The 22,130-nt window shown below is 64.2% G+C and carries 28 protein-coding genes and 1 riboswitch; of the genes, 15 read left to right on the plus strand and 13 right to left on the minus strand.

From position 1 onward, the window contains the following. Window positions 1-52: 52 nt before the first annotated feature. The 6 genes from pcnB to panC all read left to right on the plus strand — a co-directional run bounded on the left by pcnB (window position 53) and on the right by panC (window position 4,891). Window positions 53-1,387, plus strand: coding sequence for a polynucleotide adenylyltransferase PcnB (gene pcnB, locus R0382_RS08505; RefSeq protein ID WP_432723901.1), 1,335 nt, complete (start codon window positions 53-55; stop codon window positions 1,385-1,387). After that, complete coding sequence (gene folK / locus R0382_RS08510) at window positions 1,387-1,914, plus strand: 2-amino-4-hydroxy-6-hydroxymethyldihydropteridine diphosphokinase (RefSeq protein ID WP_432723903.1); 528 nt, start codon at window positions 1,387-1,389, stop codon at window positions 1,912-1,914. Before pcnB ends, folK begins: the two co-directional genes overlap by 1 nt. A gap of 128 nt (window positions 1,915-2,042) precedes the next feature. Next, window positions 2,043-2,834, plus strand: a complete 792-nt coding sequence (gene panB / locus R0382_RS08515) for a 3-methyl-2-oxobutanoate hydroxymethyltransferase (protein ID WP_432723905.1) — start codon at window positions 2,043-2,045, stop codon at window positions 2,832-2,834. Window positions 2,835-2,843: 9 nt separating this feature from the next. Further along, entirely contained in the window at window positions 2,844-3,434 is a 591-nt protein-coding gene (locus R0382_RS08520) for an HD domain-containing protein (protein ID WP_432723907.1), read from the plus strand. A gap of 15 nt (window positions 3,435-3,449) precedes the next feature. Further along, a complete protein-coding gene (locus R0382_RS08525; RefSeq protein ID WP_432723908.1) occupies window positions 3,450-4,049 on the plus strand; it encodes a transglutaminase-like domain-containing protein in 600 nt (199 codons plus the stop codon). Between the two features lie 5 nt (window positions 4,050-4,054). Beyond that, window positions 4,055-4,891, plus strand: coding sequence for a pantoate--beta-alanine ligase (panC, locus tag R0382_RS08530; RefSeq protein WP_432723909.1), 837 nt, complete (start codon window positions 4,055-4,057; stop codon window positions 4,889-4,891). A 189-nt stretch (window positions 4,892-5,080) separates the two neighbouring features. Here panC and R0382_RS08535 read toward each other — a convergent pair whose 3' ends face one another. Then, window positions 5,081-5,695: a LysE family translocator gene (locus R0382_RS08535; RefSeq protein ID WP_432723911.1), complete on the minus strand. Its 615-nt coding sequence runs from the start codon at window positions 5,693-5,695 to the stop codon at window positions 5,081-5,083. A gap of 145 nt (window positions 5,696-5,840) precedes the next feature. Beyond that, window positions 5,841-6,224 carry a Rid family detoxifying hydrolase gene (locus tag R0382_RS08540; RefSeq protein WP_432723913.1) on the minus strand — a complete coding sequence of 128 codons (384 nt, stop codon included), beginning with the start codon at window positions 6,222-6,224 and terminating at the stop codon, window positions 5,841-5,843. 194 nt (window positions 6,225-6,418) lie between these two features. Here R0382_RS08540 and R0382_RS08545 point away from each other — a divergent pair, with 194 nt between their 5' ends. Beyond that, a complete protein-coding gene (locus R0382_RS08545; protein ID WP_432723915.1) occupies window positions 6,419-6,721 on the plus strand; it encodes an Lpp/OprI family alanine-zipper lipoprotein in 303 nt (100 codons plus the stop codon). Window positions 6,722-6,785: 64 nt separating this feature from the next. Here the strand turns inward: R0382_RS08545 and R0382_RS08550 are convergent, their stop codons facing one another. Next, on the minus strand, window positions 6,786-7,325 hold the full coding sequence (locus R0382_RS08550; RefSeq protein ID WP_432723917.1) for a L,D-transpeptidase family protein: 540 nt from the start codon (window positions 7,323-7,325) through the stop codon (window positions 6,786-6,788). Window positions 7,326-7,370: 45 nt separating this feature from the next. Here R0382_RS08550 and R0382_RS08555 point away from each other — a divergent pair, with 45 nt between their 5' ends. Next, a complete protein-coding gene (locus R0382_RS08555; RefSeq protein WP_432723918.1) occupies window positions 7,371-8,396 on the plus strand; it encodes a L,D-transpeptidase family protein in 1,026 nt (341 codons plus the stop codon). A 7-nt stretch (window positions 8,397-8,403) separates the two neighbouring features. On the opposite strand, the gene rnk is transcribed toward R0382_RS08555, so the two are convergent. Continuing rightward, window positions 8,404-8,817 carry a nucleoside diphosphate kinase regulator gene (rnk, locus tag R0382_RS08560; RefSeq protein WP_432723920.1) on the minus strand — a complete coding sequence of 138 codons (414 nt, stop codon included), beginning with the start codon at window positions 8,815-8,817 and terminating at the stop codon, window positions 8,404-8,406. Window positions 8,818-9,053: 236 nt separating this feature from the next. Then, window positions 9,054-9,197: riboswitch (FMN riboswitch) on the plus strand. 95 nt (window positions 9,198-9,292) lie between these two features. Between rnk and ribB the strand changes: the two genes are divergently transcribed. Next, window positions 9,293-9,955: a 3,4-dihydroxy-2-butanone-4-phosphate synthase gene (gene ribB, locus R0382_RS08565; RefSeq protein ID WP_432723921.1), complete on the plus strand. Its 663-nt coding sequence runs from the start codon at window positions 9,293-9,295 to the stop codon at window positions 9,953-9,955. Window positions 9,956-10,221: 266 nt separating this feature from the next. Here ribB and R0382_RS08570 read toward each other — a convergent pair whose 3' ends face one another. The 9 genes from R0382_RS08570 to R0382_RS08610 form a co-directional block, all read right to left on the minus strand. Then, the gene (locus R0382_RS08570; RefSeq protein ID WP_432723923.1) at window positions 10,222-10,521 is read right to left on the minus strand and encodes a hypothetical protein; all 300 of its coding nucleotides are present in this window, start codon (window positions 10,519-10,521) and stop codon (window positions 10,222-10,224) included. 232 nt (window positions 10,522-10,753) lie between these two features. After that, on the minus strand, window positions 10,754-11,971 hold the full coding sequence (hemW, locus tag R0382_RS08575) for a radical SAM family heme chaperone HemW (RefSeq protein ID WP_432723924.1): 1,218 nt from the start codon (window positions 11,969-11,971) through the stop codon (window positions 10,754-10,756). A gap of 7 nt (window positions 11,972-11,978) precedes the next feature. Further along, complete coding sequence (locus R0382_RS08580; RefSeq protein ID WP_432723926.1) at window positions 11,979-12,212, minus strand: hypothetical protein; 234 nt, start codon at window positions 12,210-12,212, stop codon at window positions 11,979-11,981. Beyond that, a complete protein-coding gene (gene rdgB / locus R0382_RS08585) occupies window positions 12,209-12,808 on the minus strand; it encodes an RdgB/HAM1 family non-canonical purine NTP pyrophosphatase (protein WP_432723927.1) in 600 nt (199 codons plus the stop codon). Before rdgB ends, R0382_RS08580 begins: the two co-directional genes overlap by 4 nt. Before the next feature lie 8 nt (window positions 12,809-12,816). After that, window positions 12,817-13,467 carry a retropepsin-like aspartic protease family protein gene (locus tag R0382_RS08590; protein WP_432723929.1) on the minus strand — a complete coding sequence of 217 codons (651 nt, stop codon included), beginning with the start codon at window positions 13,465-13,467 and terminating at the stop codon, window positions 12,817-12,819. After that, on the minus strand, window positions 13,464-14,465 hold the full coding sequence (gene dusA, locus R0382_RS08595) for a tRNA dihydrouridine(20/20a) synthase DusA (protein WP_432723931.1): 1,002 nt from the start codon (window positions 14,463-14,465) through the stop codon (window positions 13,464-13,466). The genes R0382_RS08590 and dusA overlap by 4 nt, the downstream gene beginning before the upstream one ends. Next, window positions 14,462-15,178, minus strand: a complete 717-nt coding sequence (gene rph, locus R0382_RS08600) for a ribonuclease PH (protein WP_432723933.1) — start codon at window positions 15,176-15,178, stop codon at window positions 14,462-14,464. Before rph ends, dusA begins: the two co-directional genes overlap by 4 nt. A 158-nt stretch (window positions 15,179-15,336) precedes the next feature. After that, on the minus strand, window positions 15,337-16,248 hold the full coding sequence (locus R0382_RS08605; protein WP_432723935.1) for a PP2C family protein-serine/threonine phosphatase: 912 nt from the start codon (window positions 16,246-16,248) through the stop codon (window positions 15,337-15,339). After that, window positions 16,245-17,213 carry a serine/threonine protein kinase gene (locus tag R0382_RS08610; protein ID WP_432723936.1) on the minus strand — a complete coding sequence of 323 codons (969 nt, stop codon included), beginning with the start codon at window positions 17,211-17,213 and terminating at the stop codon, window positions 16,245-16,247. Before R0382_RS08610 ends, R0382_RS08605 begins: the two co-directional genes overlap by 4 nt. 126 nt (window positions 17,214-17,339) lie before the next feature. Between R0382_RS08610 and R0382_RS08615 the strand changes: the two genes are divergently transcribed. The 6 genes from R0382_RS08615 to R0382_RS08640 all read left to right on the plus strand — a co-directional run bounded on the left by R0382_RS08615 (window position 17,340) and on the right by R0382_RS08640 (window position 22,127). Next, the gene (locus tag R0382_RS08615; RefSeq protein ID WP_432723938.1) at window positions 17,340-18,206 is read left to right on the plus strand and encodes a YicC/YloC family endoribonuclease; all 867 of its coding nucleotides are present in this window, start codon (window positions 17,340-17,342) and stop codon (window positions 18,204-18,206) included. Between the two features lie 118 nt (window positions 18,207-18,324). Next, a complete protein-coding gene (gene gmk, locus R0382_RS08620; protein WP_432723940.1) occupies window positions 18,325-18,939 on the plus strand; it encodes a guanylate kinase in 615 nt (204 codons plus the stop codon). Between the two features lie 78 nt (window positions 18,940-19,017). Next, the gene (rpoZ, locus tag R0382_RS08625; protein ID WP_432723942.1) at window positions 19,018-19,227 is read left to right on the plus strand and encodes a DNA-directed RNA polymerase subunit omega; all 210 of its coding nucleotides are present in this window, start codon (window positions 19,018-19,020) and stop codon (window positions 19,225-19,227) included. A gap of 108 nt (window positions 19,228-19,335) precedes the next feature. Beyond that, the gene (locus R0382_RS08630; RefSeq protein ID WP_432723943.1) at window positions 19,336-21,516 is read left to right on the plus strand and encodes a RelA/SpoT family protein; all 2,181 of its coding nucleotides are present in this window, start codon (window positions 19,336-19,338) and stop codon (window positions 21,514-21,516) included. A 71-nt stretch (window positions 21,517-21,587) separates the two neighbouring features. Then, the gene (gene thiS / locus R0382_RS08635; RefSeq protein WP_432723945.1) at window positions 21,588-21,791 is read left to right on the plus strand and encodes a sulfur carrier protein ThiS; all 204 of its coding nucleotides are present in this window, start codon (window positions 21,588-21,590) and stop codon (window positions 21,789-21,791) included. A 3-nt stretch (window positions 21,792-21,794) separates the two neighbouring features. Next, window positions 21,795-22,127 (plus strand): hypothetical protein, encoded by a 333-nt coding sequence (locus R0382_RS08640; RefSeq protein WP_432723946.1) that lies wholly within the window; start codon window positions 21,795-21,797, stop codon window positions 22,125-22,127. The last annotated feature ends 3 nt before the right edge of the window (window positions 22,128-22,130 follow it).

Below are 22,130 nucleotides of genomic sequence, written 5' to 3' on the forward strand. Positions count from 1 at the left end.
GCGCGCGCCTGTATAATGCAGCGTCAAGCCATCAAACCTTCCTGACTCGCGAATGATCCGCAAACTGATCGGAAAAGTGCTTCGCCGCCCCGGCAAGCGCGTCCTGCACGCCAAACATTACGGCATCCGCCGCGACCAGCTGCACTCGGGTGCACTCAAGGTCTGTGACCGTCTGCAAGCCGCCGGCTACGATGCCTACATCGTCGGCGGCGCGGTCCGCGACCTGATGCTGGGCAAACACCCCAAGGATTTCGACGTCGCCACCAGCGCCACGCCCGAACAGGTGCGCCACGTCTTCAACCGCTCGCGCATCATCGGCCGCCGCTTCAAGATCGTCCACGTGCCGTTCTACGACCGTGACGGCGAGGAAATCATCGAGGTCACGACCTTCCGCAGCGCTTCGGAGGCGCCGACCGACGACGCCGGCCGCATCCTGCGCGACAACGTCTACGGCACGATCGAAGAAGACGCGTCACGGCGCGACTTCACCGTCAACGCGCTGTATTACGACCCGAACCGCGAAGAGATCCTCGATTTCCACCATGGTGTCGACGACCTCGAACGCCGCCAGCTGGTGATGATCGGCGATCCGGCACAACGCTACCGCGAAGACCCGGTGCGCATGCTGCGCGCGGTGCGACTGGCCGCCAAGCTCGAACTGGCGATTGCGCCGGCGACGAAGAAACCGATCGCGACGCTGACCAGCCTGCTCGAGAACATCCCGAGCGCACGGCTGTTCGACGAGACGATGAAACTGTTGCTGTCGGGCAAGGCCTGGGCCTGTGTCTCGGCCTTGCGTGCCGAGGGACTGCACCGCTCGTTGTTGCCGATTCTGGAACGCCAGCTCGACGATGCGAACGCCGCGACCTTCATCCAGCGCGCGCTTGAAAACACCGATTCCCGCCTCGCCGACGACAAGCCGGTGTCGGCCGGCTTCCTGTTCGCGACGCTGCTGTGGTACGACGTCGAGCAGTTGTGGAAGCAGAAGGAAGCCGCCGGCGAGCACACGATGCCGGCGCTGGTCGCCGCGATGAACGAGGTCGATGACCGGGTGAGCAAACGCCTGGCGATCCCGAACCGCTACAGCGCGGCGATGAAGGAAGTCTGGCTGATGCAGCCGCGCTTCGAACAGCGTGCCGGCCAGCGGCCGTTCCGCCTGCTCGAGCAACCGCGTTTCCGCGCCGCCTTCGATTTCCTCGTGCTGCGCGCGCAATGCGGCATGGCCGACAAGGCGCTTGCCGACTGGTGGCAGCAGTTCCAGTTCTGCGACGAGGCAACGCGTTCGGCGCTGATCGCCAACGTCGCCGGCAGCGACAAGAGTGGTGCGCAGCGCAAGCGCAAGCCGCGTCGCAAAAAACCCGCCGCGGCGCCGGCCAGCGGCGCGTGATGGCCGGGACTGCGGCCAGCGTCGGCACGCGTGTCGACGCCTATATCGCGCTGGGCGCCAATCTGGGCGATCCGGCGCGGCAGCTCGACGCCGCCGTCGACGCGCTCGCTGCGCTGGCGGATTCGCGCCTGGTCGCCGTGTCCGATTACTACCGCAGCGCACCGGTCGGTTATGCCGACCAGCCCGATTTCCACAATGCCGTCGCCCTGATCGAAACGTCGCTGAGTGCGCCGGCGGTGCTTGATGCGCTGCTGGCGATCGAGGCTGCGCAGGGCCGGCATCGGGCGTTTCGCAATGCGCCGCGCACGCTCGATCTCGACCTGCTGCTCTACGGCGACGCGACGCTGCACCTGCCGCACCTGAACGTGCCGCATCCGCGCATGCACGAGCGTGCCTTCGTGCTGCTGCCCTTGCTCGAGATCGCCCCGGACGTCGTCATCCCGGGATTCGGCCCGGCGAAGGGCGGCCTTGCGGCGGTCGCGGAGCAGGCGATCACCCGGATACCGGGCAGCGGCCGCCGGCGCTGAGCCGGATCAACTGCGGCTGTCGGCAACAATACGTATGGGCGCAGCGCTGCTGCTGGTGGAATAATGCGCCACGCGGCGGCGTTATCCCGCTGCCGTGACGTCTGCCCAACCATCCACGGGATTACGCAATGAAGACCACGATTACCACGCTGCAGAAAATGAAGCAGGACGGCCAGAAGATCGTCATGCTCACCTGTTACGACGCCAGTTTCGCCACGCTGATGGACGAGGCCGGGGTCGATATCCTGCTGATTGGCGATTCGCTCGGCAATGTGATCCAGGGGCTGAGCAGCACGCTGCCGGTGACGATGGAACAGATGATCTACCACACCCAGTGCGTCGCCCGCGGCAATCGCGAAGCGCTGGTGCTGGCCGACCTGCCGTTTGGCGCCTACCAGCAGAGCCCGCAGCAGGCGTACGAAAACGCCGCGAAGCTGATGGCCGCCGGCGCCGAGATGGTCAAGATCGAAGGCGGCATGGTGATGGTCGAGACCGTCGCCTTCCTCGCCGCGCGCGGCATTCCGGTGTGTGCCCACATCGGCCTGCAGCCGCAGTCGGTCAACGTCTACGGCGGCTTCAAGATCCAGGGCAAGACCCAGTACGAAGCCGAAATCCTCAAGCGCGATGCGCTGGCGCTGCAACAGGCCGGCGCGGCGATGGTGCTGATGGAAATGATCCCGGCCGAACTGGCCAAGACGGTGACCGAATCGCTGTCGGTACCGACCATCGGCATCGGCGCCGGCGTCGATGTCGACGGTCAGGTACTGGTCGTTTACGACATGCTCGGTGTCTATCCGGGCAAGAAGGCCCGCTTCGTGAAGAACTACATGCACGGCGTTTCGAGCATCCAGGGGGCGTTCGAGTCCTATGTGCGCGAAGTGCGCGCCGCGACCTTCCCGGCCGACGAACACAGCTACTGAGGCCACGCGATGGCCGAACGTCTCGACGCGATCTTCGCTTTCGCCCTCGAACTGGAACAGCTCAAGGGCGTGCTGCGACGGAACAAGCCGATCGGGCTGGACCGGCGCGAGAACACCGCCGAGCACAGCTGGCAGATCGCCATGCTGGCGCTGTCGCTGGCGGCCGAGTCGGCGCTGCCGGTCGATATCGATCGGGTGCTGAAGATGCTGCTGGTGCACGACATCCCCGAAATCGACGCCGGTGACGTGATGGTCTACGACAGCGCGCAACGCCAGGCCGCCGAGGCGCTGGAGCTGGCCGGTGCCGAGCGCATCTTCGGCCTGTTGCCGGACGACACCGGCAAGGCGCTGTTTGCGCTGTGGCACGACTTCACGCACGGCGTTGACAACGATGCGCGTTTCGCCCGGGCGATCGACCGGGTGATGCCGATGCTGCAGAACCTCAACAACCGCGGCCAGAGCTGGCGCGAACACGGCATTCGCGTGTCGCAGGTGATCGCGATGAACGAAGCCAAGGTCGCTCCGGTGCTGCCCGGCGTCTGGGCCCGGCTGCGCGCCGGCCTCGACGAAGCCGTCGCCCGTGGCGATCTGCAACCCTGAACCGGAGTGGCCGCGATGAGCGCACAGCCCGATCTGACCCCCTATCTGGCGGCGAGTGACGTCGTCGATTTCGATCATCCCGACGTTGCCGCGCTGGCGGCATCGCTGGCGGCGCCGACGCAGATCGATACGGCGCGCAACTGCTTCAACTGGGTACGCGACCGGATCGAGCACTGCATCGATTTCCAGCGCGAGGAAGTGCCGGTGTCGGCGTCCGACACGCTGGCGACCGGCACCGGTTTCTGTCATGCCAAGAGCCATCTGCTGGTCGCGCTGTGGCGCGCCAACGGTCTGCCCGGGGGCTTCAGTTACCAGCGGCTGACCTGGGATGGCCCGAACCCGCCGTACTGCCTGCATGGTTTTGCCGCAGTCTGGCTCGACGGCCACGGCTGGTACCGCTGCGATGCGCGCGGCAACAGCAAGCCCGGCATCGATTGCCAGTTCACGCCCGGCGCCGAAAACCTTGCTTTCCCGGTGCAGTATCCGGGCGAATGCACGTATCAAGAAGTCTGGGCCGCACCGTGGCCCGAACTGGTCGAGCGGCTGTACGCCAGCGATAGCGTGTCGCAGTATCGCACTGCGCCGATCGACCCGAATCCGCCTGTTTCCGAGTGAACGTCATGAAAATCATCCACACGATCCAAGAACTGCGCGAATGGCGCAAAACCGCCGGCACGGTCGCCTTTGTCCCGACGATGGGCAATCTGCACGCCGGGCATATGGCGCTGGTGCGCGAGGCCACAACGCGGGCGCAGGCGGTGGTCGTCAGCATCTTCGTCAACCGGCTGCAGTTCGGTCAGGGCGAGGATTTCGACCGTTATCCGCGCACGCTGAGCCATGACGCGTCGCTGATCGCGAACGAGTGCCCGCACGCCGTGGTGTTCGCGCCGGACGAGAAAGAGCTGTATCCGCATGTGATCCAGCAGTACAAGGTCGAGCCGCCGGCCTTGCAGGACGAACTCTGTGGTGCCTTCCGGCCCGGGCATTTCCGCGGCGTCGCCACCGTGGTGAGCAAGCTGTTCAACATCGTCCAGCCCGACGTCGCCTGCTTCGGCAAGAAGGACTACCAGCAGCTCTTCATCCTGCAGCGGATGGTCGAGGAGCTGAACATGCCGATCGACGTGGTGCCGGTCGACACCGGCCGCGCCGGAGACGGGCTGGCACTGTCGTCGCGCAACAGCTATCTGTCCGAAGCCGAACGCGCCGAAGCGCCGCGTCTCTATCACCATCTGACGCGGATGCGTGACGCGATCCATCAGGGCGAGCGCGATTTCGCCCGGCTGGCCGAGGACACCATTGCCGATCTGGTCCGTCATGGCTGGGTCGTCGACTATGTCGAAACGCGCAACGCCAGGACGCTGAAACCGGCGGTCCACACCGATCACGCGCTGGTGATCCTGCTGGCGGCGCGGATCGGGACGACGCGACTGATCGACAATATCGAAGTCGCGTGTTGATACTTCGTCAATTTGCGGACGACCAGTGGTTTTGTGTAAGGCGCTGAATTCGTTTCAGTTGGTGGGCGAGCCAAAGCAGTTCATTGTCGCCCGAAGCGCAGGCGCCCGAATGGACATGTGGTCCATGAGGACGCCGAGCATCGGACGGAAATGAAATGCGCGGGCGCAGCCGCCAAATGGGGCGGATCCTTAGCGCCGTGCCAGCGCCAGCATGCCGCCGACGGCGAAGAATGCCGCGCCGCAGCAACGATTGAAGCGGCGGATGCGGCCGGGGCGGTGCAGCCAGGTGGCGAGGCGCGTGCCGCCAGCGGCGTAGGCAATCTGCCATGCGGCCTCGATCACGAAGAAGCTCAGCAGCAGCACCGTCCACTGCGGGCCTTGCGCCAGTTTCGGGTCGATGAACTGCGGTAGAAAGGCGGCGGCGAACAGGATCGCCTTCGGGTTCGACAGCGCGACCGTCAGGCCGAGCCGGTAGCGCGCCCACGCCGAATCGCCGCGGATGTTCGGTTCGTCGAGCGTGTCACCGGCGCGCCAGCACTGGATGCCGAGATAGATCAGATACGCGGCGCCGACGAGCTTGAGCAGCAGGAACAGCTCGGCCGACGCGGCGAGGACGGCCGCAAGGCCGAAGGCCGACAGCGTGAACAGCAGCGCCAGCCCGGTCAGCGCGCCGGCCATGGTCGCCAGCGTCGGCTGCCAGCCGTAGCGGGTACCGTGGCTGAGCATCAGCAGCATATTCGGTCCCGGCGTGCCGGAGATGAAGAAGGTCGTCGCGACGAAGGCGAGCCAGAGTTCGAGGTGCATGCGGTGCGCCAGCGTGGATGAGAGGAACAGCCTAGGCGGCCGTGCCGTGCCGCGACAGTGGCAATCTCCCGGATGCGCGCCGGTTACAGTTTTGCGAATGAAGAAGGGCAGCCCGAGGGCTGCCCTTTGCGATGGCCGCTGCGGCTTACTGCGCCAGCACCAGCACGCCGTCGGCTTCGACCAGCGCACCCTTGGGCAGCGCAGCGGCCTGGATCGCGGCGCGGGCCGGGAACGGTGCGGTGAAATAGTCGCTCATGATTTCGTTGAGCTTGGCGAAGTTGGCCAGGTCGGTGACGAAGACGCCGAGCTTGACGATGTCGGCGAGGTCGCCGCCGGACGCCAGACAGACCGCGCGCAGGTTCTTGAACACCTGGTGGCACTGCGCCTCGAAACCGTCGACCAGTACACCGCTTTGCGGGTCGAGGCCGATCTGGCCGGACAGGTAGACGGTATCGCCGACCTTGACGGCCTGCGAGTAGGTGCCGACTGCAGCCGGCGCATGATCGCTGTGGATGATGGTCTTGCTCATGAAGCGTTTTCCGGTGGCGTTGAAGAGGTCGTTATTGTAGCGACGATTGCGGCCCCGGCGCCGATATCCTGCCGGCCATCGGCCCGGCATCCATTGATTTGGCATATCCCGCTTGCGTCGCGCGGGACGGCGAACTCTAAAGAGGAAAGATGCGCCGTCGGCGTGTCCTTACTGACTCTTTGAAGGAGTACGTCATGCAGACGGTTCTTCGTCACCGGGCCGCGCTCGTCGTCGCGGCCGTTACCCTGACCCTGCTCGGTGGCTGTGCGAGCGACAGCGCGCTCAAGGCCGCGGTCGACAAGGCTCAGGCGACCGCCGATCAGGCGCTCGCCAAGGCCAATGCCAATGCCGCCGCCGCAAACAGTGCGGCCGCGATGGCGCAACAAGCCAACCAGAAGTCCGATCAGGCACTGGCCGAAGCGAAGGCGGCACGCCAGGAAGCTGCGGCAGCCAATGAAAAGGTCGACCGGGCGTTCAAGAAGTCGATGATGAAATGATGCATGAAGCGGGGCGCACCACCATGCGTCCCGCCGGTCCGCGCGCGGGCTCAGGCCCGCCGGATCAACGAATCTCGACCCGCATGCCGACGTCGGCCCACTCGCCGAAGGCCGCCAGCGCGTCGTTGTCGAGCGCGACGCAGCCGTCGGTCCAGTTGAACGACCGGTGGATGTCCGGGTTGCCCATGCCGACGCCATGAATGCCGATCCAGCCGCCAAGGATGGACCGCTGCACGGCACGGTGTCCGGCATCGTTCTGCTGTGCGATCAGATCGCGGGTGGCGGCGGACAGCCGGCCATCGCGGAACGCTTGCTCGGCTTGCGCGGTCTGAGGGTAATCCAGCTCGTAAAAGGTGACGAAGCGATGCGATTTGCGAATCGCCCGGATTCGATAGTTGCCGCGGGGCGTCGTGTTGTCGCCGCGGTAATGCACGTCCGACACGCCACCGCTGCCGATCGCGACGTGGTCGACGGTGAGCAGGGCGACGCCCGAGGTCGAAAAAACGGTCAGCGTCTGCGCGCCGGTATCGACCAGCGCCCAGGGCTCGGCGCGGGCGCTCAGCGTGGCAAGCAGCAGGACGGGCAACAACAGACGGATACGCATCGTCGGACTCCGCGGCTGGCCGCTGCGCTCATGCTCGGGGCGACCATGCTGGTTTCGACCATTGCCGTAGCGGCAACGTTCGCTTTACCCAAGGATGGCAGCACCCTGGTCGGTGAAGTCAAGGTCGTCGTGCCGACGCCCGACAATACGCTGCTCGACCTGATGCGCCATTTCGATCTGGGTTACGACGAAATCACCAGTGCCAACCCGGGGGTGCCGGTGTGGACGCCGGGCGCGAACACGCGGGTGGTGATTCCGACCCGCTTCATCCTGCCGCCCAAGCCGTGGCAGGGCATCGTCGTCAATATTCCGCAGCGGCGGATGTTCTATTTCCCGCCACCGAAGAAAGGCCAGCCGGCGCAGGTGATCACCTATCCGATCAGCATCGCCCGCGAGGGCTGGTCGACGCCGCTCGGCACCAGCAAGGTCACCGCAAAATACCGCGATCCGGGCTGGTTCGTGCCCAAGAGCATTCGCGACGAACACCGCGAGGAAGAGGGCGTCGAGCTGCCCGAGTATTTCCCGCCCGGCCCCGACAACCCGATGGGCATGCTGGCGATGAAGACCGGCTGGCCGGGGATTTTCCTGCACGCGACCAACCGGCCGTGGGGCATCGGCATGCGCACCAGCCACGGCTGCATGCACCTGTACGCCGAGGATGCGGCCGAATTGTTTCCGCAGTTGAAGATCGGCACGCCGTTCCGGGTGATCAACCAGTCGGTGCTGGTCGGTGATGCCGGCGGGCAGGTGTGGATGGCGAGTTACGACGGCGTCGGCGAGTACCCGGATCAGGCCGCGCCGGAAACGCTGGCGGCCAGCCTGCTCGACCAGCGTATCTTGGAGGCGGTGCTGGCCGACCAGCCGCTGGATCAGGATCGGATCCGCAGGTTGCTGGCCGAACCCAGTGCGATACCGCAGGCGCTGAATGCCGACAGCCCGGCACTGGCCGACGCGCTGGCGGCGCTGCCGGCCGAGCCCTACGCCTTTGCGCCGTACGGTATCGATGCCAACGATGCATCGCTGCCGGAACCGCGCCAGCGGGGCGGTGCGGCCGCGTCGACCGCACCCTGAGTCTGGCTCAGCGGCCGAGTTCGCCGGCCCGCTCTGGCTGGTAGACGACGTCGAGGATCGTCACGCTGGTCGTCCTGCCACCCGGCGCCGGCCAGCCGATCTGCTGGCCGACCGACAGGCCCAGCAAGGCACTGCCGACCGGTGCGGTGATCGAAATCTGCCCGGTGGCGCCGTTCAGGTCCTTCGGATAGCACAGCGTCAGCTCGAAGTGCTGATCCGAGCCGGCGATGTCGAAGCGCACGCGCGAGCGCATTGTCACCACATCGGCAGGCATTTCCGCCGGGTCGAGCTGCGTCGCGCGATCAAGTTCTGCGCGCAATGCCGCGGCGCCGGGGAAGGCGCTGGCGGGCAGCGTATCGATCAGCTCGTACAGGCGATCGGCGTCGAGCGACGACACCGTGATCGGGGGCAATGCGGACATGGGAAAGCCTCATCAAAATGCATGAAGCCCATTAGACCGCGGTACTTGGGGTTGTTCCCTGTCCGGGCGCAAAGGGGGAGGCAATGTGCTGCATGCATCGACCTGCTAGCGCGCGGCCTGTCGTCGGCGGAGGAGCGGGCCATGGCCTGTATCGGCGCCGGTGAGGGATCGCCGCAGCTGCCAGCAGCGCCGCGATTTTGTTACGATCGCAGCGTCGCGATCCAGGTCGCGGCATCACGCGTCTTCAGGGCGGGGTGAAATTCCCCACCGGCGGTAGGGCTCGAACAGAGCCAAGCCCGCGAGCGCCTGCGCCAGCAGGGTCAGCAGATCCGGTCAGATTCCGGAGCCGACGGTTAGAGTCCGGATGAGAGAAGACCAGGTTGGCCCGCATGCCGAGTGGCAGGCGGACGGCCGTCTCCGACCCGGTTCCGGGTTGGCCCTGAACGCTTTCGCCAATTTGCGGAGCGTTTCCCCCATGTCCAAGTTCGACCAGTATTTTTCCACTACCCATCCCCAACAACGGCTCGAAGCCGCCATCATCGCCACCGGTATTGGCCGCCCCGTCGTGCTGCTCGACGACGAGGATCGCGAGAACGAGGCCGACCTGATCGTCGCCGCCGAACGCATCGCCGCCGCCAGCATGGCGCAGATGATCCGCGACGGTAGCGGCATCGTTTGCCTGTGTCTGAGCGATGCCGCGCTGAACCGTTTGCAGTTGCCGCAGATGGTTGCGCACAACGGCAGCCGCAACAGCACGGCGTTCACGGTATCGATCGAAGCACGCGATGGCGTCGCCACCGGCGTGTCGGCCGCCGACCGGGTGACGACGATCCATGCGGCGCTGAGTCTTGACCCGGCGCAGCTCGTCAGTCCCGGCCATGTCTTCCCGCTGCGTGCCCGTCCTGGCGGCGTGCTCGAACGCCGCGGCCATACCGAAGGGTCGATCGAACTGGCCCAGCTCGCCGGCCTGAGCGATGCATCGGTGCTGTGCGAGCTGATGAACCCGGACGGTACGATGATGCGCGGCGATGCGGTCATCGCCTATGCCGAACAGCACGGCCTGCCGGTGCTGACGATAGCCGATCTGGTGTGGCTGCGGCAGCAGGTGGCGCAGCGAGAGACAGCGATGGCTGCTTGATGAAAAACGGCACGCCGAGGCGTGCCGTTTTCTCCAGAATTGAAAGCAAAATCTAACCGCAACTTCCGATGGAAACCTCATGGCCACGGAAAAATCCGTCAGAGCCCAACACGCATAGCCAATCTCCTTCCTTGCTCTTGAATGAGTATTCAGTAGGGCATAGTCCACCGAAAGCGTGGACGGATTTCAGCTCTTCATTTGAAAGGCGGGCTCTCATTTTCTTCTGTATCGCAGCGTTGATATCACAGTCGAGGGTGATGCCCACGCTAATAAGCAGTCCCAAAAGTGTGCCGAACAATATTGCAAGCGATAGCAGGAATGGCCAGATGCTTCTTGTAAATATCGAGTGAATCAGCCCGAAGACTGGGGGCGAGATCGAGAAAAGTGCTGATATCGATAACAACGCGTTTGATGCGTTTATTTCGGCTGTGGATGGCATGTAGCCCCATGCCGATAGCCTTACCCGGTAAGCTGTTGCGCTGAGGCAGATGATCCAGTAAGCGATCAGTAGACTCAAGTAGCGAGTCAGGATTGTCGTATTTTTTATATCTTTTTCTGGCGTCCATTCTGGATGCGAGGTCATGGGTTTCCTAGCGATAAGCATTTTCCGCATGCGGGAGCCGTGTATATAGATCAGTTATTCGCTCGGTGCTCGATTTGTATTAATCTGCGCATTAGGCATTGAGTGCGTATTACTCGGTCAAAACGTCCGGAGGTTGGGTTCTGGTTCGTAAAATCTGACCGTGTTGCATCTCCTGCTGTGAGTGAAGGCCAAAGGGGTACCGTTTTGTTTTTCTTTCAATCCGGTAGAAAACGCTCAAGCAGGGTATTGAGGAAGCGCCGTCCCTGTTCGGTCGGCCTGACGTGATCAAGTGTGCGTTCGAGCAGGTCCTCGGCGCAGGCGCGGTCGATGTCGTGGATGATGCGCGTCAGCGGCAGGCCGGTGCGTTCGGTGAACAGCGTGAGTGCAAAGCCGTCGGTCAGCCGCAGCGCGTTGAGCATGAACTCGAACGGCAACTGTTCGAGCGTGATCGCGTCCTCGGTCTGCACCGCGTTGCCTTCGCGCATCTTCGCCAGGTATTCGGTCGGCTGCTTGTAGCGCATCTGGCGGATGACGCGGTCGGGAAAGCTGATCTTGGCGTGCGCACCGGCGCCGATGCCGAGGTAGTCGCCGAAGGTCCAGTAATTCAGATTGTGCTTGGCGCGGCGCTTGGGCTGGCCGAAGGCGCTGGTTTCGTAATGTTCGAAACCGGCAGCGGCGAGCCGTGCCTCGATGGCGTCCTGCATGTCGGCGGCGAGGTCATCGTCGGGCACCGCCGGCGGGTAGCGGTGGAACAGCGTGTTCGGTTCCAGCGTCAGATGGTAGGCGCTGATATGCGTCGGCCTGGCGGCGATCGCGGTGTCGATGTCGGCGAGCGCTTGTGCCAGCGTCTGCTGCGGCAGCGCGTACATCAGGTCGAGGTTGAAGTTGTTGAAATGACGGTGGGCGATCTCGATGGCGCGCTGCGCCGCGTCACGGTCGTGGATGCGGCCGAGCGCCTTGAGCTTGCTGTCGTCAAAGCTCTGGATGCCGATCGACAGCCGATTGATGCCGGCGTCGGCATAGCCGGCGAACTGGTCGGCCTCGAAGGTGCCCGGATTGGCTTCCATGGTGATTTCGGCGTCGGGCAACAATTTGACCCGGGCGCGGATCGCCGCGAGCAGCCGGTCCATTGCTGCTGCCGAGAACAGGCTCGGCGTGCCGCCGCCCATGAAGATCGACGTCACCGGCCGGCCCCAGATCAGCGGCAGACAGGACTCGAGGTCGGCGATCAGCGCATCGATATACTGGGCTTCTAGCGTGCTATCGAGCCGGCCGTCGTCGCCGCCCGCGCCGCCAAACTTCAGTGCGTGCGAGTTGAAGTCGCAGTAGGGACATTTCTTCACGCACCACGGGAAATGGATGTACAACGCCAGCGGCGGCAGTGCGGTCAGGCCCCAGGTGCTGCGGGTCGTTGGTAAAGCGATGGTCGTCATTGGTATTTCATTCACGCCCGGCATACGGGTTGTGCAGCGCGTCGACGAGCTTGTGCAGCACGTCCTTCATCTGCGCTTCGGAGACTTCCATCAGGATGCCGTCTTCGAGCGCGTCCTGCAGCAGCTGGGCAATTTCATCGAGGTTTTCGTTCATGACCTTGACCTTCTCGGTGCACGACACGACCGAGCCGTCGTCGCGTTGCCAGATGGCGTAGCGGGCTTCATTGCTGCAGGCGCTCATAGCTGCGTGTCCTTGAGCTTGTCGACCAACTGGCGCAGCGCGCGGCCGCGGTGCGAGATCGCGGCCTTTTCGTCGGCGCTGATCTCGGCGACGGTGCGGTCGTATTGCGGCAGCAGGAACAGCGGGTCGTAGCCGAAGCCGCCTTCGCCGCGCGGTGCGGCGATGATGGTCCCCGGGCAGACGCCGTCGGCAATCAGCGGCTGCGGATCGTGCTCGCTGCGTACCAGCACCAGCGCTGCGTAGTAGTAAGCACCGCGGTCGGTCTTGTCGGCCAGTTCGGCCAGCAGTTTTTCATTATTGCGTGCGTCCGACTTCGGCTCGCCGGCGAAGCGTGCCGAGTACACGCCCGGCGCGCCGCCGAGCGCGTGAACGCAGATGCCTGAGTCGTCGGCCAGCGCCGGCAGGCCGGTGATGCGGCTGGCGTGGCGGGCCTTTTGCAGCGCGTTCTCGATAAAGGTGCCGAAGGGTTCGTCGCATTCGGGCACGTTCAGCTCGCCCTGCGGGATGATGTCCAGCCCGAGCGGCGCGAGCAGGTGGCGGAATTCTCGGATCTTGCCGGCGTTATTGCTGGCGAGGACGATTTTTTGCATGGTCATGGCCGGATTCAATAGGTTTTCTTGGTCAGCGTCAGCAGGTCGTTGTCACGCTTCATCTGGAATCGGTTCAGCGCCGAATTGCCGAGCAGGGCAATGTCGAGCGTGTTGCCGTCTTGCACTGACACGTCGACGTCGTAGAGCATCAGGTTGCCGATCTGCACTTGTGGCACCTTGGTGATCCATACATTAATCCGGCCGTTGGCCGTCATCGCCTCGCCGGCGCGCCCGCTGCGGTAGTTGATTTTCATCCGGTCGGCCATACCGCCGCTGAGCGAGATATAGCTGGCACCGGTATCGACGATGGCTTTCTGCGTCGTGCCGTTGATGCGCAGATCGGCGAAGAAGTGCCCTGCGCGGTCTGCGCTGAGTACCAGGCTGCCACCGCCATTGTCGCGATTGCCGCCGCTGACCGAATAGCCTTCGCCCAGCACGATGCGCTTTTGCGCGCCGCCGACGTCGATCGTTGCCGCATCGCTATTCAAAGCCAGCAGCTTGACGCTGCCGCTGCTCTGGCCGACGGTCACGGTGCGCTGCGCACCGTCGATATTCAGGATCGCCTTGTTGCCGAGTACGGCCATCAGGGTGATGTTGGTGGCCAGTGCGGCTGGCATCAGCAAGGCGGTGGTCAGAGCGACGACGAGCGGGGCGGCACGATTCATGCGGGCGAGGGTTCCGGTGATTGCATTTGCGCCATCGCCGCCTCGATCAGCGGCCAGCTGGCATCCTTGAGCAGTTTGGCGTCAGAAAGCGTTCTGCGCCAGCCGCGCGCACCGCGTTCGCCCTGATACAGGCCGAGCACATGGCGGGTAAAGAAGCGCAGCGGTGTGCCGGCCTTGAGTTCGGCTTCGACAAAGGGGCGCAATGCGCGCATCGCCGCTTCGCGGCTTTCGGGGCGCCAGTCGCTGCCGTAGTAGCGTGCGTCGACGTCGGCGAGCATCCACGGGTTGTGGTAGGCCTCGCGGCCGACCATCACGCCGTCGACGTGCTCGAGCTGCGCGGCGATGTCGTCGTGCACGGCGATGCCGCCGTTGATGATGATCTCGAGCTGCGGAAAATCGCGCTTGAGCCGGTGGACGTAGTCGTATTTCAGCGGCGGAATGTCGCGGTTTTCTTTCGGGCTTAGGCCTTTGAGGATGGCGTTGCGCGCGTGGACGATGAAGGTCGTCACGCCGGCGGCGGTGTGGACATGGCCGACGAAGTCGCGCAGGAATTCGTAATCTTCGAGCGCGTCGATGCCGATCCGGTGCTTGACGGTGACGTCGATCGTGCAGGCATCGCGCATCGCCTTGAGGCAGTCGGACACCAGCCGCGGCTCGAGCATCAGGCAGGCGCCGAACGAGCCGGACTGGACGCGCTCGGACGGACAGCCGACGTTGAGGTTGACCTCGTCATAGCCCCAGTCCTCGGCGATTTTCGCGCATTTGGCCAGATCAGCCGGATCGGAGCCGCCGAGTTGCAGCGCCAGCGGGTTCTCGACGTTGTCGAAACGCAGATGGCGCATCTTGTCGCCGTGCAGGATCGCGCCGGTGTTGACCATCTCGGTGTACAGCCAGGCGTCGCGGCTCAGTTCGCGGGCGAAGCGGCGGTAGAAACGGTCGGTCCAGTCGAGCATCGGCGCGATCGAAAAGCGCCGTGACGGTTTCACTGCGGCCGTCATGCTGCCAGCGCTGCCTTTTGCGCCGCGATCAGTTCACGGATACCGGCGTCGGCCAGATCGAGCAGGGCGTTCATCTCGGCGCGCGAAAACGGTACGCCCTCGGCGGTGCCCTGGACTTCGATGAACTGGCCGCTGTCGGTCATCACCACGTTCATGTCGGTTTCGCAGTCCGAGTCTTCCGGGTAGTCGAGGTCGAGCACCGGCGTGTGCTGGTAGACGCCGACCGAGATCGCGGCGACGTGCTGGCGGATCGGGCTTTGCGTGAGCTTGCCGGCGGCGATCAGCCCGTTGATGGCGTCGCTCAATGCCACGAAGGCGCCGGTGATGCTGGCGGTGCGGGTGCCGCCGTCGGCCTGGATCACGTCGCAGTCGATGAGGATCTGCCGCTCGCCGAGTTTTTCCAGGTCGACGACGGCGCGCAGGCTGCGGCCGATCAGGCGCTGGATTTCCTGGGTGCGGCCGCTCTGCTTGCCGGCGGCGGCTTCGCGCCGCATCCGGCTATTGGTCGAACGCGGCAGCATGCCGTATTCGGCGGTGACCCAGCCTTGGCCCTTGCCGCGCAGGAACGGCGGCACGCTTTCTTCGACGCTGGCGGTGCACAGCACCTTGGTGTCGCCGAATTCGACCAGCACGCTGCCTTCGGCATGGCGGGTGTAGTTGCGGGTGAGACGGACAGGGCGCAGCTGCGCGGGAGTACGGCCGGACGGGCGCATGATCATCCTTGGTTCAATCGAATCAAGGGATTATACCGCCCGGCGTCAGCCCGGCCGCCCGAATATTGCCTGAGCGCGGAACGGCTAAGAAAACCCGGCGCGCCGCCGCCAGCAGGGTGTGTACCCCGCAGCAAGTAACCCGGGGGTGTTAGTCGCGCTTATTTCGAATACTTGGCGATCGCGGCCTGAATCTCGGCGATGGCGCTTTCGATGTCGTCGTCGGTAAAGTCACCGCCGTCCTTGGCGGTCAGCGGGTCGACGTGGGTCGAGATCGTGTGATGGTCGAGTTTCAGCGTCGACACGAAGGCGTCGCCGTTGACCTCGTTCTCTCCAGCATCGTGCCAGTTGATCGCCAGCGCCGACAGATTGTCGCCGAATTTGCCACCGCGCAGCTCGGCGCGGTCCATCAGTTGCGGCACGGCGAACAGCACCGGGAAGGCACCGAGGAAGTGCGCGAGTTCGTCGTCCTCGAGCGAGCCCCACAGCCCGTCCGAGCACAGCAGCAAGGTGTCGCCGTCGGACAGCGCGACCTTGCCGCCGAGGTCGATCTCGGGCGGGTAGACGCCGCCGAGACACGAGTAGATCTTGTTCTTTTCCGGGTGGACGCGCGCTTCTTCCTCGGTGATCTTGCGCTCGTCGAGCAGCCGCCGCACCTTGGAGTGATCGCGCGTCTGTGCCAGCACCTTGCTGCCGCGCAGCAGGTAAAGCCGCGAATCGCCGACGTGTGCCCAGTAGGCGATGCCGTCCTGGACAATGCAGGCGACACAGGTGGTGCGCGGGATTTCGAGCATCTCCTTGCGCGCCGCGTAGTCGTAGATCGCCTCGTGGCAGCGCTGGAAGCTGTCGGCGAGGAATTGCAGCGGATTGGCCAGCGCCGGCTGTGCCTTCTGCTCGAACTGGTCGGTCAGCAGCTCGACCGCCAGTTGTGCGGCGACTTCGCCGTGCAGATGGCCGCCCATGCCGTCGGCGACGACCAGCAGCAACGCATCGCGGCTGTATGAATAGCCGACGCGATCCTGGTTGCTCTTGCGCGCACCACGGCGCGAATCCTGGAAGACGGTGAACTTCATTCGAACCCCCGATCAGGCTTGATGGTGAGTTTGCGCCAGGCGAGTTGGACAGTCCGGATCAGACCAGGCTTGCGCGCCGGCGGTGACGCGGCTTCGATCAGTGCCTTCTGCAGCTGCGGCACGCTTTGCGGCCTTGCGGTCGGGTCGAGCAGCAGGCACTGGTGAATCAGGTCGAGCAGTTCGGGCGAGTAGCGGTCGCCGTAGGCGGTGCGCAGGTCGACCAGCTTGTCGGCGCGCTGGCGCGCATCGGCCGGTTGCGGTGCGGTGCCGGCGAGGCAGGCGAACATCGATGCGCCGACACCGTAGATGTCGGTCCACGGCCCGAGTTCGTTCTTCTTGTTGTATTGCTCGGGCGCGGCAAAGCCCGGCGTGTACATCGGCGTGAGCTTGGCGTGGTCCTGCGTCAGCGTCTGTCGGGCCGAGCCGAAATCGAGCAGCACCGGTGAGCCGTCCTTGCGGACGTAGATGTTCGCCGGCTTGATGTCGAGGTGCAGCAGCTTGTTCAGGTGGACTTCGCGCAGGCCGTTGAGCAGGTGGAAGAACACGTGGCGGATCAGCTTCTCGTCGACGCCTTCGCGCTCGTGCTTGAGCTGGATTTCCTTTTGCAAGGTACGGCCGCGTTCGTACTCCATCACCATGTAGACGGTGTCGTTGCCGCGGAAGAAATTCAGCACCCGGACGATGTTCGGATGCTGAATGCGCGCCAGCGTCTTGCCTTCCTCGAAGAAGCACTTGAGGCCGTGACGGAACATCGCCAGATTCTCTTCGCTGGTCGCTTCGACGCGCTCGCCTTCGCAGCGCAGCGCGAGTGAATTTGGCAGATACTCCTTGATCGCGACCGGATAGTCGTTTTCGTCGTGCGCGAGGTAGACGATACTGAAGCCGCCAGCTGACAGGAGCTTGGCGATCGTATAGTTCTGTAGCTGATAGCCGCGTGAAAGCGGCTGATTACTCGGTGTCGCCATCCGTATTTTTTATATCTGGCATTGCCTGATCGGTCTGCGCCGATTCTGAGTGCCGCCCCGGCGAAAGTAAAGTTGCGTGGCTCACGCTGTTTCACCGGTGCACCCGCTAGACCACAAGGAGTTCCAATGATTTTCAGCATGACCGGTTACGCCAACGCCCAGCAAGAGCTGGCGCTTGGTACGCTCAGCGTCGAAGTACGCGCGGTCAACCATCGTTTTCTCGACCTGTCGCTGCGGCTTGGCGAAGACCTGCGCGCGTTCGAAGGTTCGATTCGCGAACGTATCGGTGCAGCGCTGAGCCGCGGCAAGGTCGAATGTCGTGCCTATTTCAATGCCCAGGACGCCGGTTCGGCCAAATTGCAGCTCAATCGCGCGCTGCTCGAAGAATTGCTGCGCGTCAGCGCCGAAGCGCGCGACGTGGTCGGCAGCGGTGGTGAACTCAAGCTCGGCGAGTTGCTGCGCTGGCCCGGCGTGCTGGTGCAGGAAGCGCCGCAGGACGAAGCGCTCGGCGAGACGCTCGCGGCCCTGCTCGACGCGGCCCTGGTCGATTTCAAGGCCAGCCGCGCCCGCGAAGGCGAGAAGCTCAAGGAACACCTGCTCGAGCGTATCGCCGGTATGGAAGCGATCGTCGCTGACGTCAAACCGCGCATCCCGACGCTGGTCGCCGACTACGAAGCCCGGCTGACGGCGCGTTTCGTCGAAGCCATCGGTTCGGCCGACGACGACCGCATTCGCCAGGAAATCGTCGTCTTCGCCCAGAAGATCGACGTCGACGAAGAGCTGTCGCGTCTGAGCGCGCATTTCTCCGAAATCCGCCGCATCCTGCAAAAGGGCGGTGCGGTCGGCAAGCGGCTGGATTTCCTGATGCAGGAACTCAATCGCGAAGCCAATACGCTGGGGTCGAAGTCGGTGTCGGCCGAGACCAGCCGGGCGTCGATCGAACTCAAGGTGTTGATCGAACAGATGCGCGAGCAGATCCAGAACATCGAATAGGCCGCCATCCCATCGGGCGCAGCCAGCCTGCTGGGCGGATTCCGCAACGCAAGGGGCGTTTTCGACGCCCGCTGCCTATGCTACGCTGGCTGTAATTTTCTTACGGAATTGATCCGCGATGACCCAAGGCAATATTTTCGTCGTCACCGCGCCGTCGGGCGCCGGCAAAACCACGCTGGTTGCGGCGCTGCTCGCCGCCGACGCCAATGTCCAGCTGTCGATCTCGTTCACCTCGCGCGCGCCGCGCGCCGGCGAAATCGATGGCAAGGACTACCGTTTCGTCGACCGCGCTACCTTCGAGTCAATGATCGCCGCTGGCGAGCTGCTCGAATACGCCGAGGTCTACGGTAACTACTACGGCACGTCGCAGGCGTGGATCACCGAAGCGCGTCAGTCCGGCCGTGACATCCTGCTCGAGATCGATACTCAGGGCGCCGAGCAGGTGCGCAAGCTGTTCCCCGATGCGATCGGCCTCTTCGTCTTGCCGCCGTCGCTCGATGTGCTCGAGCAGCGGCTGAAGAACCGCGGCAAGGACGCCGATGACGTGATCGCCCGCCGCATGGCCGAAGCGCGCGCCGAAATCGGCCACGCCGGCGAGTTCGATTATCTGATCGTCAACGAGCATATCGACGAGGCGGTGCGCGACATTGTAGGCATCGTCCGCGCCGAGCGCCTGCGCGAACCGCGTCAGGCCGAACGCCACGCGAAGCTGCTCGCCAGCCTCAAGGGCTGATGGTCATCCGGGGCCTCTGGTAGAATGGCCCCATCTTTCGCCTGATTCGGCGATTATCACTGATTTGGAGTAAATGACATGGCCCGTGTGACCGTTGACGACTGCCTGCCGAACATCGAAAACCGCTTCGACCTGACCCTGGCCGCCGCTTACCGCGCTCGCCAGATCGCCAATGGCTCGACTCCGCAGGTCGACAACCCGGGCAAGGACAAGCCGACGGTGTTGGCGCTGCGCGAAGTCGCATCCGGCCTGATCGGTCGCGACATCCTCAACCGCAACCGTATCTGACCGCTTGTGGAGCCGGCCCGGCGTGTCCGGGCCGCCAACGACGATGAAACGACGGTGTCGCCACGCTGACGACCCGGCCTGCCCGCGCTGGCAGGTAAAGGCGGGCACATGCCCGCGATAAGCCCGCACGAACTCCCCGAGCTGGCCACCCAGGCGCCGCACGTCCTGGATGCGGCCAACAGCTTTCTGTCCGACGATACCGGCTACCTGAAGCCGGAAGACCGCGACTTTCTCGCTCGCGCGTTCAAGTTCTCCGAAATCGCCCACCGCGGCCAGACGCGCCAGTCGGGCGAACCGTATATCTCGCATCCACTCGCGGTCGCGACGATCCTGACCGCCTGGCACCTCGACGCGCAGGCGTTGGCCGCGGCGCTGATGCACGATGTCGTCGAGGACACCGGCGTCTCCAAGCTCGAGATCACCGAGAAGTTCGGCCGCCATGTCGCCGACCTGGTCGACGGCATGAGCAAGATCGAGAAGCTCGAATTCCAGAGCAAGGAAGAGGCGCAGGCCGAGAACTTCCGCAAGATGCTGCTGGCGATGGCGCGCGACCTGCGCGTGATCCTGATCAAGCTGGCCGACCGCTTGCACAATATGCGCACGATGGATGCGATGCGGCCGGACAAGCAAAAGCGCATCGCCCGCGAAACGATGGAAATCTACGCGCCGATCGCCAACCGGATCGGCCTGAACGCGGTCTATCAGGAACTCGACGACCTGTCGTTCAAATACATGCATCCGCGGCGTTATGCGGTGCTCTCGAAGGCGCTGAAGGCCGCGCGCGGCAACCGCCGCGAGGTCGTCGGCAAGATTCTCGATGCCGTGCGCGCGCAGCTGATGGGCGCCGGGCTCGACGCGACGGTGTCCGGGCGCGAAAAGAACCTCTTCAGCATCTATCGCAAGATGCAGGAGAAATCGCTGTCGTTCTCCGAAGTCCTCGACATCTACGCCTTCCGCGTCATCGTCAAGGATGTGCCGACGTGCTATTTGGCGCTGGGCGCCTTGCACGGGCTGTTCAAGCCGATCGCCGGCAAGTTCAAGGACTACATCGCGATTCCGAAGTCGAACGGCTACCAGAGTCTGCATACGACGCTGTTCGGCCCCTACGGCACGCCGATCGAAATCCAGATTCGCACGTCGGAAATGCACCGGATTGCCGATGCCGGCGTCGCCAGCCACTGGATGTACAAGAGCGGCGACGAAACGTTCTCGGACGTGCAGCAGAAGACGCACCAGTGGTTGCAGAGCCTGCTGGAGCTGCAATCCGAATCGGGCGATGCGGTCGAATTCCTCGAACACATCAAGGTCGATCTGTTCCCCGATCAGGTCTATGTGTTCACGCCCAAGGGCAAGATCCTGTCGATGCCGGCCGGTGCAACCTGCGTCGACTTCGCCTACGCGGTGCACTCGGACATCGGTGATCGCTGCATTGCCGCCAAGATCAATCACGAGCTGGTGCCGCTGCGTGCCAAGCTCAAGAACGGCGACCAGGTCGAAATCGTCACCGCTGCGCACGCCAAGCCGAATCCGAGCTGGCTGACTTTCGTCACCACCGGCAAGGCGCGCAGCCATATCCGCCATTTCCTCAAGAGCATGCGTTTCGAAGAATCGGTGACGCTGGGCGAGCGTCTGCTCGAACAGGGATTCTCGAGCCTGCACCAGGCGGCGGTCGAACTCGATGACGAGGTGTGGGACCGCTACGTCAAGGAAAACAACGCCCGTGACAAGGCCGAGGTCCTCGCCGACATCGGCCTGGGCAAGCGGCTAGCCGTTGTCGTCGTCAAGCGGCTGCTGCAGCTGGGCGGCTTGTGGCGGGACGAGGGCGGCGGTTCGCGGCGGACGGCGGCGATGACGATCCGCGGGACAGAAGGCATGGCGGTGCAGTTCGGCCGCTGCTGCAACCCGATTCCGGGTGATCCGATTCTCGGCATCGTCAAGAAGGATCAGGGCCTCGTCATCCATACCCATGACTGTCCGCTGCTCGCCAAGGGCCATGTCGACGCCGAGAAGTTGATCGACGTCGAATGGGATCCGCAGGTCGAGCGCTTCTTCGACGTGCCGGTGCGTGTGCTGGCCGACAACGCCCGTGGCGTGCTGGGGCAGATTGCCACGGCGATCGGCGACGCCGAGGCCAATATCGGCGCGGTGACGACGCAGGAAGCCGAGGGCGAGCGCTACGTCCAGGTCCAGTTCACGCTGCAGGTGCACGATCGGGTGCATCTGGCCAAGGTGATGCGCCGCTTGCGCCAGCTGCCGGTGATCTACCGCTTGCAGCGCGTGCGTGCCTGAGCGGCGTCAAAGTCCGACGCCGCGCGCGTGCTAAAATCGGCGCCATCCGCAATCCTGCCAAGGCCGCTGCCGTGATCCAGCTGTCCATCAACGGCGAAGCCAAGACCTTCGCCGCCCCGCTGACCGTTGCCGAACTGATTCAAGCGCTTGATCTGACCGGCAAACGGGTCGCGATCGAACGCAATGGCGAGATCATTCCGCGCAGCACCCATGCACAGGCACTGCTGGCCGATGGCGATGCGCTGGAGATGGTCGTCGCCGTCGGCGGCGGTTGAGCCATGATCTCCCGCAGCTGGCATGGTGCCGTTCCGGCACGGCATGGCGATGCGTTTGCCGAGCATCTGCAAGTCACTGGTGTTGCCGAGAGCCGGGCTCTGGCCGGCAATCTGGGCGCCTTCGTGCAGCGGGTCGAGCAAGATGGTTACTCGCATTTCTTCCTGCTGACCTACTGGAGCGATTGGCCGGCAATCCATGCCTTTGCCGGCCTGCAGCCGCATATCGCCGTGACTTATCCCGGGGATGAGCGCTTTGGCCTCATCTCCGATCCCATCGTGGTCCATCAGCAGGTGGATGCGGTGGCGCCGTGGCTTACCGCTGATTCGGCTTTCTGATTT

The organism is Jeongeupia wiesaeckerbachi (genome assembly GCF_050916355.1).
Taxonomy (GTDB): domain Bacteria; phylum Pseudomonadota; class Gammaproteobacteria; order Burkholderiales; family Chitinibacteraceae; genus Jeongeupia; species Jeongeupia wiesaeckerbachi.

Excerpts from the sequence above, each read along its gene's own strand:
- pcnB (WP_432723901.1), top strand. The coding sequence starts at position 53 with ATGATCCGCAAACTGATCGGAAAAGTGCTTCGCCGCCCCGGCAAGCGC.
- folK (WP_432723903.1), top strand. The coding sequence starts at position 1,387 with ATGGCCGGGACTGCGGCCAGCGTCGGCACGCGTGTCGACGCCTATATC.
- panB (WP_432723905.1), top strand. The coding sequence starts at position 2,043 with ATGAAGACCACGATTACCACGCTGCAGAAAATGAAGCAGGACGGCCAG.
- R0382_RS08520 (WP_432723907.1), top strand. The coding sequence starts at position 2,844 with ATGGCCGAACGTCTCGACGCGATCTTCGCTTTCGCCCTCGAACTGGAA.
- R0382_RS08525 (WP_432723908.1), top strand. The coding sequence starts at position 3,450 with ATGAGCGCACAGCCCGATCTGACCCCCTATCTGGCGGCGAGTGACGTC.
- panC (WP_432723909.1), top strand. The coding sequence starts at position 4,055 with ATGAAAATCATCCACACGATCCAAGAACTGCGCGAATGGCGCAAAACC.
- R0382_RS08535 (WP_432723911.1), bottom strand. The coding sequence starts at position 5,695 with ATGCACCTCGAACTCTGGCTCGCCTTCGTCGCGACGACCTTCTTCATC.
- R0382_RS08540 (WP_432723913.1), bottom strand. The coding sequence starts at position 6,224 with ATGAGCAAGACCATCATCCACAGCGATCATGCGCCGGCTGCAGTCGGC.
- R0382_RS08545 (WP_432723915.1), top strand. The coding sequence starts at position 6,419 with ATGCAGACGGTTCTTCGTCACCGGGCCGCGCTCGTCGTCGCGGCCGTT.
- R0382_RS08550 (WP_432723917.1), bottom strand. The coding sequence starts at position 7,325 with ATGCGTATCCGTCTGTTGTTGCCCGTCCTGCTGCTTGCCACGCTGAGC.
- R0382_RS08555 (WP_432723918.1), top strand. The coding sequence starts at position 7,371 with ATGCTGGTTTCGACCATTGCCGTAGCGGCAACGTTCGCTTTACCCAAG.
- rnk (WP_432723920.1), bottom strand. The coding sequence starts at position 8,817 with ATGTCCGCATTGCCCCCGATCACGGTGTCGTCGCTCGACGCCGATCGC.
- ribB (WP_432723921.1), top strand. The coding sequence starts at position 9,293 with ATGTCCAAGTTCGACCAGTATTTTTCCACTACCCATCCCCAACAACGG.
- R0382_RS08570 (WP_432723923.1), bottom strand. The coding sequence starts at position 10,521 with ATGGACGCCAGAAAAAGATATAAAAAATACGACAATCCTGACTCGCTA.
- hemW (WP_432723924.1), bottom strand. The coding sequence starts at position 11,971 with ATGACGACCATCGCTTTACCAACGACCCGCAGCACCTGGGGCCTGACC.
- R0382_RS08580 (WP_432723926.1), bottom strand. The coding sequence starts at position 12,212 with ATGAGCGCCTGCAGCAATGAAGCCCGCTACGCCATCTGGCAACGCGAC.
- rdgB (WP_432723927.1), bottom strand. The coding sequence starts at position 12,808 with ATGACCATGCAAAAAATCGTCCTCGCCAGCAATAACGCCGGCAAGATC.
- R0382_RS08590 (WP_432723929.1), bottom strand. The coding sequence starts at position 13,467 with ATGAATCGTGCCGCCCCGCTCGTCGTCGCTCTGACCACCGCCTTGCTG.
- dusA (WP_432723931.1), bottom strand. The coding sequence starts at position 14,465 with ATGACGGCCGCAGTGAAACCGTCACGGCGCTTTTCGATCGCGCCGATG.
- rph (WP_432723933.1), bottom strand. The coding sequence starts at position 15,178 with ATGCGCCCGTCCGGCCGTACTCCCGCGCAGCTGCGCCCTGTCCGTCTC.
- R0382_RS08605 (WP_432723935.1), bottom strand. The coding sequence starts at position 16,248 with ATGAAGTTCACCGTCTTCCAGGATTCGCGCCGTGGTGCGCGCAAGAGC.
- R0382_RS08610 (WP_432723936.1), bottom strand. The coding sequence starts at position 17,213 with ATGGCGACACCGAGTAATCAGCCGCTTTCACGCGGCTATCAGCTACAG.
- R0382_RS08615 (WP_432723938.1), top strand. The coding sequence starts at position 17,340 with ATGATTTTCAGCATGACCGGTTACGCCAACGCCCAGCAAGAGCTGGCG.
- gmk (WP_432723940.1), top strand. The coding sequence starts at position 18,325 with ATGACCCAAGGCAATATTTTCGTCGTCACCGCGCCGTCGGGCGCCGGC.
- rpoZ (WP_432723942.1), top strand. The coding sequence starts at position 19,018 with ATGGCCCGTGTGACCGTTGACGACTGCCTGCCGAACATCGAAAACCGC.
- R0382_RS08630 (WP_432723943.1), top strand. The coding sequence starts at position 19,336 with ATGCCCGCGATAAGCCCGCACGAACTCCCCGAGCTGGCCACCCAGGCG.
- R0382_RS08640 (WP_432723946.1), top strand. The coding sequence starts at position 21,795 with ATGATCTCCCGCAGCTGGCATGGTGCCGTTCCGGCACGGCATGGCGAT.